This is a genomic window from Myxococcus sp. CA023, assembly GCF_010998615.1.
Classification (GTDB): Bacteria; Myxococcota; Myxococcia; order Myxococcales; family Myxococcaceae; genus Myxococcus.
In genome coordinates this window covers 151068-162695 of the sequence record NZ_JAAEAH010000009.1, presented here as the reverse complement: position 1 = coordinate 162695, position 11628 = coordinate 151068, and the positions used below count along the sequence as shown (strand labels likewise).

The following is an 11628-nucleotide window of genomic DNA, read 5'->3' as shown; positions in this document are numbered from 1 at the left end:
GCCACCCCCACCCCGCCTGCGTTGCAAACGCCCACTGCCCAGCCCACCTTCCGGCGAAGGATGCCCGCGCGTGAACGTGACAAGACCGATGTGCTGGAGTCGCCCTGGCTCTCCCAGCAGGCCATGGCCCAGTTGTTCCGGGGGGAGCTGAGCCGCTCCGATACCTGGCGCACGCGCCTGGACACCACCACCAACTGGGCGCTCACGACGACGGCGGCGGTCATCTCCTTCGGCTTCGCGTCGACGCAGAGCTCACACGTCACCTTCCTGGTGGGCATCTGGATGGTGGTGTCGTTCCTCCTCATCGAGGCGCGGCGCTACCGCTACTACGACTTGTGGAACCGCCGGGTGCGCCTGCTGGAGGACGGCTGGTGGGCCCCCATGCTCCGGCACGAGCCGGTGGACCCGGACGCCCTGCGCGAGCTGGCCCTGGAGCTGGAACGGCCCCAAATCCAGCTTTCCCTCTTCTCCGCCATCTCCACCCGGCTCAACCGCGCCTACGGGCCCATCCTGATGGTCCTGATGATGACGTGGTTCGTGAAGGTCTACAGCCACCCGAAGCCGCCCGCGGACCTCGACGAGTTCCTGGCGCGGGCGGGGGTGGCCTGGATTCCCGGCGAGGCCGTGACGGCCACCCTGCTGCTGCTCACGCTGACCGCGTCCTACCTGTTCCTGTCGTCCTTCTTCATCCGGGCGCCCCTGGGTGAGCTGCGGACCCGGCCCCGGGGACGCCGGGCGGCCCTGTGGGAGTCCTTCTACCGGCCCTATGCCATCCACACCCGGCGCAAGCCCACCCGGCGCCCGCGACCGTCCTCCACGTCCGAGCACTGACTCTCGGAGCGGATGCCCTCCCGCCCGGAAACCGGCCGGGTGACCCGCCAGAGTGTGCCTACCTCATGGCCCCCATGCCTCCGGCTGAATCCCAGGCGTTTTCGTCCTTTCGACACCAGGGAAATTGTGCTGTGACTCCGCACCCATGGCGACCACACGAACTGTCACGATCATCAATGGCGATGGCATTGGCCCCGAAGTCATGGCGGCCACCGTTCGCGTCCTCGAGGCGCTCAAGGTCCCCCTTGATTTCGAGTACAAGGACGCAGGCACGGAGGTGGTGGCCAAGTACGGTACCAACCTGCCTCACGAGACGGTGGAGGCGGTGCTGCGCAGCGGCATCGCGCTCAAGGGCCCCACGGGCACAGTGGTGGGCGGTGGCCTCCCGTCGGCCAACGTGGGCCTGCGCAAGCGGCTGGACCTGTACTCGTCGCTACGGCCCGTGAAGAGCGTACCGAACGTGAAGACGCGCTACGAGGGCGTGGACCTCGTCGTGGTGCGTGAGAACACGGAGAGCCTCTACGCCGGCCTGGAGCACATCATCGTCCCGGGCGTGGTGGAGTCGCTGAAGATCATCACCGAGAAGGCCTCCACGCGGATTGCCCGCTTCGCCTTCGAGTACGCCCGCAAGCACGGCCGCAAGAAGGTCACCGCCGTGCACAAGGCGAACATCATGAAGCTGTCGGACGGCCTCTTCCTGGACTGCTGCCGCAAGGTCGGCCGTGAGTTCCCGGACGTCACCTACGAGGAAGTCATCATCGACAACCTCGCCATGCAGCTCGTGAAGGACCCGACGCGCTTCGACGTGCTGGTGGCGGAGAACTTCTACGGCGACGTGCTCAGCGACCTGTGCGCGGGCCTGGTCGGCGGCCTGGGCGTGGTGCCGGGCGCCAACATCGGCGAGCGCACCGCCGTCTTCGAGGCCGTGCACGGCACCGCCCCGGACATCGCGGGCAAGGGCATCGCGAACCCCACCGCCCTGATGATGTCCGCGGTGATGATGCTGGACCACCTGGAGATGGGCGAGGCGGCGCGCCGCATGGAGAACGCCATCTTCAAGGTGTACGGCTCGGGCGAGGTCCGCACCGGCGACCTCGGTGGCAAGGCCACCACCCGCGAGTTCACCGACGCCATCATCGCCGCGCTGTAGTTCGCACGGCGCAGACTGTGGATTCAGGCCCGGGACACCTTCACGGTGGCCCGGGCTTTTTCGTGTCCGGGTTACACCTTCGTGAACTTCACGCCGGTCCCTGACGCCCCTACCTCTCGGTATCCAGGTCCACACGAAGTGCGGGAGAGCCACCGAAGCGGGCCAAGCTCACTCCGTTTGAGAAGGCACTGACGTAGGGGGCACTTGCTCCGGGCCATCCTGTATCGGCGGCACAGAAGATGACTGAGCGTCGGGATTCGGTGGCTGAGCCGGGGCAGACGGGGACGTTCGTGCGGGCGAAGCAGTGCCTGTGTCCCGAGCAGGCTCGACGGGATGCGGCGGCATTTGAGGCGGTGACGCTGGAGGCTCCTCGCTCGTCGGAATCGGAGCCTTCGCGACCACCTCCCCCTGAGCCGTCACTGCATAGACCTCCCACCAGTCGAGGACACGTCCACTCGGACCGCCACAGCGGTCAAAGCGTTGGTCCACCGCCACGAAGTACAAGCCCGGCGTCGGCCCCGCGAAGACGGAGACGTCCAAGCCCTGCTCCGGACTCGAACACCCCCCGAAGAGGTTTGGAAATGGGTTGGTCCTCACCACCTCGCGAATTGCGCCCGAGGCAGCCAACGCGGCACCAGCCTCCATGGGTTCTACGACGGTTCTGGACGAATGCTCATCCGGCCACGGGACTTCACCCTTCCAAGCGGATGCAGGCGCGGCGCACCCTTGAAGCACCGCGACCAACCCTGTCACCGTCAGCGCCTTGCTCATTTTCCCGACCCTAATCACGGAGTAACTGCAAACCCCCGCTACGACATTGGGGGGCAACGTTCCGAAACGGAGGACGAGGAGGAGTGGGGGCACAGATGCCCAGCGTGACCCAACTGCCCCTGGCTTCGCTCCACTGCTGGACCTCGCCCGTGGGGAAGTAGCGAAGGAAGAGCCGAGTCCCATCCTGGCGCTCCGCCACCAGTGCGGATGCCATCTCGATGACGGAGCCCATGAAAGCTGCTGGAGCAGGGTTTCCAGGTATCAAGCGCACTTCCGCCATGGAAACGAAGGGCTTGAACGCGTCCGTAGGCCACACGCTCAAGTCCTGCGACGAAGGTGCTGCGGCACACGGATGGTTGTGGACGAAACCCACGACCCACACCTGCGAAGATGGATAGTCCTCATCCTTCACCGCGAAGAACGGACGGCAGGAAGCATGACTCCCCCGAACGGGCTCTGCCACCCGCCAGGACAAAGAGTCTCGACCGCCCGCTACGTACACCGTCGAGCAATACTCCGTGGAGAGCCCCACGACGGGACGCCGTGTTCCCGGGTCGCACGCAGTCGCCCCAGGGAGCTTCAGCAGCGCCTCCGCCACATCCCGAAGAAGGCTTATCGGGATGGAAGCATCTCCTGTGGGCATCTCGACAGCGGGGACTTCTGTCCACGGGCCTCTCGCAACCTCCGCGTCGGAAGCGGTCATTGGGGGTGGAGTGGAACCTGCGCATCCCGCCACGAGGTGGAAAAGCAAAGCGCCAAGCCTGATGGAGCCAGAGAAAGCCATCGGCACAAATTATAGACGCGGTTCAACACACAGAGCGAACATGCGCCAGACGCACAGCGAAAGCGACACACGCTTCGACCTTCGCCGTACCCGCTTTGTCACCTGACATGGCCGGAGCGTGGTGGGCCAGTTCCTGGTGGAGAACACCAGGCCTCGCCCTCCGCGAGCAAAGCCCGACGCCCAGCGCGTCAGCCGACCGTGACCTTCCGCACGCCCCGCGCCTCGAGCAGCGCGGGCAACCGCTCACGCTGGTCGCCCTGGAGCACCAGCGTGTCGTCCTCCACCACGCCGCCGCAGCCGAGCGAGTTCTTCAGCGCCTTGAGCCACACCTCGCGCTGAGCCACGGGCAGCTCCAGGTGCTCCACCACCGTGACTTCCTTGCCGCCACGGCCCTTGCGCTCCATGCGAACCACCGCGCGCGCGGGGCCCTTGGGTTCGGCCTTCACAGGCGCCTGAGCCACGGGCGCGGCGGGAGCCTGGGGCAAGGCCTCCCGCTGCACCGCGAGCGCGGCGAACGGATTGTTGAAAGGAGCCGCCGGTGCCACCGGCGGCTCACCCTTCTTGTCGCGCTTGCCCATGGTGCGGGTGCCGCGTCCTCAGTGGTTGTGGCCCGCGTGGTCGTCGTGGCCGTGGCCATGGCCACCGGCCGGGCGCGGGCGCGGCGGAGGCAGCACGTCGAAGCCAGGGGCGCTCGGGTTCCCGTCCGCCATCACCAGCGCGTAGAGGAACGGCGCGGAGGGCGCCGTCTCGCGGCCGTTCACCAGCACCAGCGGCGTGCCCTGGATGTGGTGGCGCATGGCGTAGCGGGAGTCCTCCTGAATCTTCGCCGCCGTGGCCGGGCTGTTCATGCACACCTCCAGCTGCGAGCGCGGCACCGAGCCGGAGGACGCGATCTCCACCGCCCGCTCCGTGTCCAACACGGCCTGCGCGGCAAACATCTTCTCACGCAGCTCCCAGTAGTCCGGCGCGCCCTCCAGGCAGATCTGCGCACGCGCCGCCACACAGCGCACGCTGGGCGCATCCGGGCCCCGGCGCGGAATCGCCGGGTTGCACGCGCCATCCAGCGGGAACTGGCGAGCCTCCAGCGACATCTTCCCTTCGGGAACCCGCTTCTTCAGCGCGGACAGCTCCTCCACCAGCATCTTGCAGTGGGGGCACTTGCTGTCCGTCCACTCGACAATCTTCACCGGCGCATCCACCGGACCGTAGCGGTGGCGCGCGGGCGACGCGGCGGGCTGCGGCGTCCCACTGCGGTACGCGGCCAGCGCGTCCGCGATGAACTGCTGGTGCTGCGGCGGCAGCGAGCGCAGGAACTCCTCCAGCGACGCGGGCGGAGGCGGCGGCGTCTGCGGCGTCACGCCCGACATCGGCGTGCTGGCCACCTGCGGCGCGGGCGGCAACAGCGCGGCACCGGACGCCTCAGACGCCTTGGGCGTTGCCCCGCCGGGCAGCAGCGTCGCCAGGAAGACCGCGACAGTGACACCCGCCGTCCACTTCAGCGTGGCGCCCCACTCGCCCGCGCCGGGCAGCAGCGGTCCGGGCAGGCCCTTCCAGGCCACACCCGCGAAGGCCACCACCAGCGCATAGGTCGCCAGACACGTGGGGCACAGCGCGCCCGACTGCGCGCTGGCCACGGCGAAGACAACCACGGACACCAGGCCCGCGGCGGCCACCAGCCGCAGCCCGTTGGCCGCCGGACGCACCGGACGGCCCGAGCGAGCCCACGCCAGGAACAGCGCGGACAGGCCCACCGCAACCAGACCCCACACGAGGCCCAGGGCCGCCACGGGCAGGCCCACCAGGTCATGCACGCGGCTGGCGAAGGCGGAGTTCCACACCGTCTCGCAGTTCACCGTGTCGGAGACGCCGCACACGGTGGAGCCGCCACCGCGCAGGGTGAGCAACTGCATCCACTGGAAGATGGACAGGCCACTCTCCGCGAGGCCCAGGACCAGCAGCGCCAGCGCGCCACGAGTCGCCACGGGAGTGGGCGAAGGGGAAGACGTCGAGCTCATGCATGCTCCGGGGGCGGGGACATCAGAACAAGGAGGCGGGCGGCATCGGGGCCGTCGTTGGCGACGCCGTGTTCGGCGCCCGCGGGGGCGAAAATGGCGGCGCCAGGGCCGTGGACTTCCTCTTCGGCGCCCACGCGAAAGCGGCAGCGCCCGTCGAGGACGACATACACCTTGTCCGACGTGGCATGGCGGTGGGGCTTCTGGGCCTGTCCCGGCAGGAGGCAGTACACGTCCAGGAAGAAACGGCCGGACTGGAAGACATTGTGCTTCAGGAGCTTCTCCGGTGAGAAGTCCTGGAAGGACGACAGGTGCTTCACATCCATCGTGGCATTCGCTCCTTCGCCTCTATATAGCGACGGACATGGAACCGCTGTCTCTGCATTTTCTTCACGAGAAGGCGGGCGCCCGCTTCGGCGCAGTGGGCGGCCGGGAAACCGTGGCCGGGTATGGAGACTCGGAGGGAGAGTACCGGGCGGCGAAGGCGTCCGTGGCCCTCCATGATGCCTCCTACCGCGAAACCCTCCGAATCACTGGGGAAGACCGGGCCTCTTACCTACACGGGATGGTCACCCAGGAGGTGAACAACCTGCCAGTGGGCACCGCGGCCTATGCCGCCATGGTTACCGTCAAGGGGGCCATGGTGGCGGATGCCCGCATCCTCAAGCGGGAGCCAGACCTCCTCCTGGATTTGGAGCCCGGCACCGGCACCAAGGTGCGGGAGTTCCTGGATAAATACCTCATTTCCGAGGACGCCGAGCTCCACGAGGCCACGGGGGAGCTGGCCCTGCTCCGGCTGCTCGGGCCCCTGACGGCAGACGTCCTGTCGGCCGCCCTGGGCAGCCCCCATGCGCCGCTGTCGCACCATGCCGCCCGCACGGCCACGCTGGCGGGCCATGAGGTGTGGCTGCTGGGGAGCACCGCCATCGAGCCCCATGGGGTCGACGTGTGGGTGCCGCGCGCCGGCCTGGAGGACGCCTGGCGGGCCCTGTCCGACGCGGGCGCCGCTCACGGACTGAAGCCCCTGGGCTTCGAAGCCCTGGAGCTGCTCCGAGTGGAGGCCGGCGTCCCCCGGTACGGCCAGGACATGGTGGACACCACCATTCCGCTGGAAGCCAACCTGGCGAACGCCATCTCCTACAACAAGGGTTGCTACATCGGGCAGGAGGTCATCGCCCGAGCCACCTTCCGCGGCCACATGAACCGCAAGCTGACGGGGCTGTTGCTGGGCGACGCGGACGTGGCCCCTGGCACCGAGCTGCGGCGCGGGGAGAAGAAGGTGGGCTGGCTGACCAGCGTGGTGCAGTCGCCTGTCGCTGGGCAGCGGGTGGCCCTGGGCTACGTGCACCGGGACTCGCTGGAGCCGGGCACCGAGCTGACGCTGGCGGCGGGCCCCGCCACGGTGAAGGTGGCGTCCCTCCCCTTCTCCGCGTGAAACAGTCCCAGCATACTGGTGAGCCATGTTCCCTGGCTCACCGAGCACCCTGCTTCGGCCCGCGCTACTGCTCACGGCGCTGTCCCTCTTCCTGACGGGCTGCTTCAACGTCGAGCAGGACCTCTGGATTGAGCCAGGAGGTTCGGCGCGCCTGGTCGTGGACATGGGGATGCCCAAGTCACTGACGGCGCTGGCGCGGCTGGGCGGCGCGACGGAGGCCAAGGAAGCGTTGCTCGCGAAGGCGCGCGAGGCGGAGCAGGCGCTGCGCCAGGACCCGGAAGTCTCCCAGGTGATGCTCCGGGACTACGAGAAGGACGGCCAGGTCCATCTCGTCTACGACGTGACGGTGAAGGACGTCACCCGGCTCCCGGAGCTCTACCGCCGCGCCGCCGAGCAGCACACCCAGGGCCAACCGTCGTCGCCGAAGGATGCGTGGGACTTCCGCATCGAGCGCCAGGGCGGGGACTACATCTACACCCAGCGCTTCAACCCGGAGAAGGCCTTCGCCACGCCGGTCGGCATCGGTGACGACGCCGCGGAACAGGCCGCTCAGGAGCTCGCGAAGGGCATGGTGAAGGCCATGCTCGTCAACAACCGCTTCACCCTCCGCATCCACGGCCCTGGCATCGGCGAGACGAACGGCACGGTGAACGAGCAGAAGGACACCGTGGAGTGGAAGCTCAACCTCGCGGAGCTGATGGATGCACCCGCCGAGGGCCGCGAGTTCCGCGCCGTCATCCACGGCGGCGAGCCGCTCTGGCTGTGGCCGCTGGTGCTGGGCGTCCCCCTGGTGGTGCTGCTGCTGACGGTCGTCGCCGCCCGGAAACGCCGGGGCGTCGCCGCCCGATAGCACGCCCCCCTGGCACGCCTGTCGCGGTGCCCCTGCCGTCGCTGTCCCTCCCCATCAATGATTTCGAGGACTTCGCGCTGGAACGGACCTTGCTGAAGCAAGCGTCCGAGCATGCGATCCACGTCTTCGCTGACATGGCTGTCCTTCATCACTGGCGCGACCGTCATGGCGTCGGAGATGGCGGCGTCACGACTGATGGCGCCCTATTTCGGCAGCAGCACGCCCGTCTGGGCCGCGCTCATCTCCCTGGTCCTGGGTGGGCTCGCGCTGGGCGCGCATCTGGGAGGCCGCGTGGCGGACCGCTCGGGGCGCCTGACACTGCTGCTGAGCGCGCTCTGCCTCTCCGCGCTCGCCCTGGCCATGTTGCCCTTCCTCGCGCGGGCGCTGCTGCCCGGCGCCACGGCCGCGGTGCTGGGGGGACGCCCCATGGAGGGGCTGGGCCGCGTGGCATTGCTGATGATGGTGGCGATGCCGCCCCTGCTGGTGCTGGGCGCGGTGGGGCCGTACGTGCTGCGCGTGGGACTGGTGGGAGTGGAGTCAGCGGGCACGCATGCCGGACGGCTGTCTTCCGCATCCACGGTGGGCAGCATCACCGGAACGCTGCTGGCGGCCTTCGTCGTGCTGCCGCTGCTGGGCACCGCGCGCACCATGGCGCTCTTCGCGGCGGTGCTGGGGCTCACGGCCTCCTGGCACCTGAGGTGGCGGTGGCGACTGCCCGCCGTGGGCGTGCCCGTGGTGGCGCTGGCCCTGGGTGTCCACGCCCTGCCCCGCGACCCCAAGGCCGTGGACGTGGCCGAGTCCCCCTATGCCTTCATCCAGGTGGTGAAGGACGAACACGGCACCCGCTCGCTCGTCTTCGATGAGGGCTACGCGGTGCAGAGCGTCCACCGGCCTGGCCTGCCTGTGCGCGGAGAAGTCTTCGGGCACTACCTGCTGGTCCCCGCCATGGCGCAGACAGCGCCACGAGCACCCCGGGTGCTCATCCTGGGCCTGGGCGCGGGCACGAGCGCCAGGGGCCTGCGGGAGACGTACCCCGGCGTGGAGGTGGTGGGCGTGGAGCTGGACGCGGAGGTGGTGCGGCTGGGCCGTGCGCACTTCGACCTGCCCTCCGAGGTGGAAGTCCACGTCGGAGACGCGCGCGCCTTCCTCGCGAGCGACACCCGCCAGTACGACGTCATCCTGGTCGACGCGTTCCGCTTCCCCTACGTCCCCTTCCACCTGACGACGCGTGAGTTCGCCGCCGCCGTGGCCACGCGCCTGAAGCCCGGTGGCGTGGCCTGCTTCAACGTGGGGCGCTACGCGCAGGAGCGCGCGGTGGTGGAGGCCGTGGGCGCCACGCTGGCCACCGTCTTCCCGGAGGTGAAGGCTGCCGACGCGCGCAACCACAGCAACACGCTGCTCTTCGCCGGAGCCCCAGGGCTCGCGGAGCGGCTCGCGGAACGCACGCCGTCCCTTCCCACCTCGCTGCGCCCGCTGGCGGAGCGCGTGGCCGGAGAGCTGAAGCCGGTGCCCGCGGGCGAGCCGCTGACGGACGACCAGGCCCCGGTGGAGCTGCTCACGGACGCCATCCTCCTGCGGGCCCTTTCGAGCGGGAAGAGGCTCCAATGAAGCGCCTGCCCGCGATGCCGGAGTTCCTCGCGCCGCTGCCCCTGTTCGCGGTGGCGCTGATGGCGGTGAATGACCGCTGGCTCAAGCCCGCCTTCCACAACGCCCTCACCGGCAAGCTGTCCGACGTCGCCATCTGCTTCTTCCTGCCGCTCTACGTGTCCGCGCTGCTGGCGCTGGTGACGCGCTGGCCCAGGGCCCGCAGGGTGGCCGTGGGCGCGGCCTTCACCGCATGCCTCTACACCGCGCTCAAAATCTCCCAGCCCGCCGCGGACCTCTTCTGTGAGCTGCTGCGGCCCCTGGGCGTGCCGCTCGGCATCCGGAGCTTCCGGGCCTGGGCCGACCCCACCGACCTCGTCACGTTGCCGCTTGTCTGGGCGGCGGTGCGCTACAGCCGCGCAGCCGCCCGCGAACCGTCGTCCCTCCCTGCCTCACCCTCCACTGGAGTCAACGCGTGAAAGTCATCCTGATGAACCTCGCGGCCACGGCCGCGCTCGCCACCACGGCGGTGCTGCTCGTCGCAGACTCGGGAGGGAAGGGCTGCCACCAGCCCGCCCAGAGCGTCACCTTCGACGTGGGCCACAACACCTGCGGAGCGCCGGGCATCCTCCAGGTGAGCACCCCCCAAGACACCTGTCGCCTCGACGTGGAGGTGGAGGAACGAACGGGCCTGCCCATGACGGGGGACGTCTACGACGGCACCGTGGACCTCCGCCAGGGCATCAACTGGTACCTGGCGGATATGAACGTCTTCATCCACTTGAACACCGACGGTGGAACCCCGCCAGCCGACACGGACAGCGGGACACCGGTCGAGGTCAACCGCGCGTGCGAAGTCCTGCTCGAGGGCGAGGTCCTTCGGCTGAAGTGCACCGCGCGCAATGCGAACCTCGCCAACGAGCAGGTGCACGCCTGCGAGGCCGTGCTCACCCCGCGCTAAGGCCCCCGGCGGCCAGAACCCCCACGCAGCCGCCGCCCAGCACCAACCACGCGGAATTGACGCGATAGCGGATGAGCAGCACGGCGGCCACGGCCGCCAGTGCCACCGGCAAGGGACTGACCAGCACGGCCCGCCCCAACTGCCACGTCACCACCGCCATCAGCGCGAGCGACGCCACGTTGACGCCGTCCAGGAAAGCGCCGGCCACCCACGAGCGGCGCAGCCGTGGCACCAGCGGGCCACTCAGCGCCACGAAGACGAAGGCGGGCAGGAAGATGCCCGCCGTGGCCACCACCGCGCCTGATGGGCCGCCCATCACGTAGCCGATGAAGGTGGCCGTGGTGAACACGGGCCCCGGCGTCACCTGCCCCACCGCAACCGCGTCCAGCAACTGGGCTTCGGTCAGCCAACCGTAGCGCTCCACCAGCCCGGTGCGGAGGAAGGCCAGCAGCACGTAACCGCTGCCGTACAGCACCGAACCCACCTTGACGAAGAAGAGGAAGAGGCCGTGCAGGGTGAAGGGGGCGGCGGCCGTGGCGGTGGCGGCACCCAAGGGCAGCAACGGCCACAGCGGCGCCACCCCCGCCCGAGGCGCGCCTTGCCGCTGTCGTTCCATGCCGCGCCACGCGAGCACGACGAGCCCCGACAGGAGCAGCAGGAGCAGCTCATTGACGCCCATGAAAGCCGCCGCCACTGCAGCCGCTCCCACGCTGGCGGCCAGCGGTGTCCGCACGACGGTGCGCAGCAGCCCCCAGAGCGCCTGGGCCACCACGGCGATGATGACGGCCTTTACGCCATGCAACACGGCGTCCACCTTCGGCAGCGTGCCGAATCGCGTGTACGCCCAGGCGATGGCCGCGACCATGAAGAAGGCGGGGAGGATGAAGCACGCGCCCGCCACCAGCAGGCCGGGCCAGCCCGCGCGCCGATGGCCGATGTGGATGGCCAGCTCCGTGGAGTTGGGCCCCGGAATCAGGTTCGTGGCGCCGAGCAGGTCCACGAACTCCTCGCGCGACAGCCAGCCGCGGCGGCGCACCACCTCGTCCTCCATCATCGCGATGTGGGCCGCCGGCCCGCCGAAGGCGAACGTCCCCAGCCGGAGGAACAACCCCGCCAGCTCCCGCAGCGCGGTGGCGCGGTCCACCGGCGAAGCGGGAGACGACGGAAGGCCACCCTGCGGGGACGAGGAGGGACGCATGGGAATCGAGTGTCCCGAGGCGCGCTGACGGCGACCGCGCCCATGACAGGCG

At 69.3% G+C, this 11628-nt stretch carries 11 protein-coding genes; 7 read left to right on the top strand and 4 right to left on the bottom strand.

The window, feature by feature from the left end; genetic code table 11:
- Window positions 1–60: 60 nt before the first annotated feature.
- Both F8M74_RS06185 and F8M74_RS06180 read left to right on the top strand, forming a co-directional pair.
- A complete protein-coding gene (locus tag F8M74_RS06185) occupies window positions 61–831 on the top strand; it encodes a DUF2270 domain-containing protein (RefSeq protein ID WP_141252652.1) in 771 nt (256 codons plus the stop codon).
- 145 nt (window positions 832–976) lie between these two features.
- A complete protein-coding gene (locus F8M74_RS06180; protein WP_141252653.1) occupies window positions 977–1981 on the top strand; it encodes an isocitrate dehydrogenase (NAD(+)) in 1005 nt (334 codons plus the stop codon).
- A gap of 1743 nt (window positions 1982–3724) precedes the next feature.
- Here F8M74_RS06180 and F8M74_RS06170 read toward each other — a convergent pair.
- Genes F8M74_RS06170 through F8M74_RS06160 form a run of 3 tightly spaced genes read right to left on the bottom strand, consistent with a single transcriptional unit; the run spans window position 3725 to window position 5874 of the window.
- Window positions 3725–4114: a translation initiation factor gene (locus F8M74_RS06170; RefSeq protein ID WP_141252655.1), complete on the bottom strand. Its 390-nt coding sequence runs from the start codon at window positions 4112–4114 to the stop codon at window positions 3725–3727.
- Window positions 4115–4132: 18 nt separating this feature from the next.
- A complete protein-coding gene (locus F8M74_RS06165; RefSeq protein ID WP_171410167.1) occupies window positions 4133–5551 on the bottom strand; it encodes a thioredoxin domain-containing protein in 1419 nt (472 codons plus the stop codon).
- Window positions 5548–5874, bottom strand: coding sequence for a cupin domain-containing protein (locus F8M74_RS06160; protein WP_141252656.1), 327 nt, complete (start codon window positions 5872–5874; stop codon window positions 5548–5550). The genes F8M74_RS06165 and F8M74_RS06160 overlap by 4 nt, the downstream gene beginning before the upstream one ends.
- Before the next feature lie 38 nt (window positions 5875–5912).
- Here F8M74_RS06160 and F8M74_RS06155 point away from each other — a divergent pair, with 38 nt between their 5' ends.
- The 5 genes from F8M74_RS06155 (at window position 5913) to F8M74_RS06135 (ending at window position 10378) form a co-directional block, all read left to right on the top strand.
- Window positions 5913–6983, top strand: coding sequence for a folate-binding protein YgfZ (locus F8M74_RS06155; protein ID WP_141252657.1), 1071 nt, complete (start codon window positions 5913–5915; stop codon window positions 6981–6983).
- A gap of 25 nt (window positions 6984–7008) precedes the next feature.
- Complete coding sequence (locus F8M74_RS06150; protein WP_141252658.1) at window positions 7009–7833, top strand: hypothetical protein; 825 nt, start codon at window positions 7009–7011, stop codon at window positions 7831–7833.
- 111 nt (window positions 7834–7944) lie between these two features.
- Window positions 7945–9441 carry a spermidine synthase gene (locus F8M74_RS06145; RefSeq protein ID WP_141252659.1) on the top strand — a complete coding sequence of 499 codons (1497 nt, stop codon included), beginning with the start codon at window positions 7945–7947 and terminating at the stop codon, window positions 9439–9441.
- Window positions 9438–9896, top strand: coding sequence for a hypothetical protein (locus F8M74_RS06140; protein WP_141252660.1), 459 nt, complete (start codon window positions 9438–9440; stop codon window positions 9894–9896). Before F8M74_RS06145 ends, F8M74_RS06140 begins: the two co-directional genes overlap by 4 nt.
- On the top strand, window positions 9893–10378 hold the full coding sequence (locus tag F8M74_RS06135) for a hypothetical protein (RefSeq protein ID WP_141252661.1): 486 nt from the start codon (window positions 9893–9895) through the stop codon (window positions 10376–10378). Before F8M74_RS06140 ends, F8M74_RS06135 begins: the two co-directional genes overlap by 4 nt.
- On the opposite strand, the gene chrA is transcribed toward F8M74_RS06135, so the two are convergent.
- Window positions 10365–11576 (bottom strand): chromate efflux transporter, encoded by a 1212-nt coding sequence (gene chrA / locus F8M74_RS06130; RefSeq protein ID WP_141252662.1) that lies wholly within the window; start codon window positions 11574–11576, stop codon window positions 10365–10367. The two genes, F8M74_RS06135 and chrA, sit on opposite strands and share 14 nt — an antisense overlap.
- Between the last annotated feature and the right edge of the window lie 52 nt (window positions 11577–11628).

Coding starts and splice junctions, on each gene's coding strand:
- F8M74_RS06185 (WP_141252652.1), top strand. CDS start 61: ATGCCCGCGCGTGAACGTGACAAGACCGATGTGCTGGAGTCGCCCTGG.
- F8M74_RS06180 (WP_141252653.1), top strand. CDS start 977: ATGGCGACCACACGAACTGTCACGATCATCAATGGCGATGGCATTGGC.
- F8M74_RS06170 (WP_141252655.1), bottom strand. CDS start 4,114: ATGGGCAAGCGCGACAAGAAGGGTGAGCCGCCGGTGGCACCGGCGGCT.
- F8M74_RS06165 (WP_171410167.1), bottom strand. CDS start 5,551: ATGAGCTCGACGTCTTCCCCTTCGCCCACTCCCGTGGCGACTCGTGGC.
- F8M74_RS06160 (WP_141252656.1), bottom strand. CDS start 5,874: ATGGATGTGAAGCACCTGTCGTCCTTCCAGGACTTCTCACCGGAGAAG.
- F8M74_RS06155 (WP_141252657.1), top strand. CDS start 5,913: ATGGAACCGCTGTCTCTGCATTTTCTTCACGAGAAGGCGGGCGCCCGC.
- F8M74_RS06150 (WP_141252658.1), top strand. CDS start 7,009: ATGTTCCCTGGCTCACCGAGCACCCTGCTTCGGCCCGCGCTACTGCTC.
- F8M74_RS06145 (WP_141252659.1), top strand. CDS start 7,945: ATGCGATCCACGTCTTCGCTGACATGGCTGTCCTTCATCACTGGCGCG.
- F8M74_RS06140 (WP_141252660.1), top strand. CDS start 9,438: ATGAAGCGCCTGCCCGCGATGCCGGAGTTCCTCGCGCCGCTGCCCCTG.
- chrA (WP_141252662.1), bottom strand. CDS start 11,576: ATGCGTCCCTCCTCGTCCCCGCAGGGTGGCCTTCCGTCGTCTCCCGCT.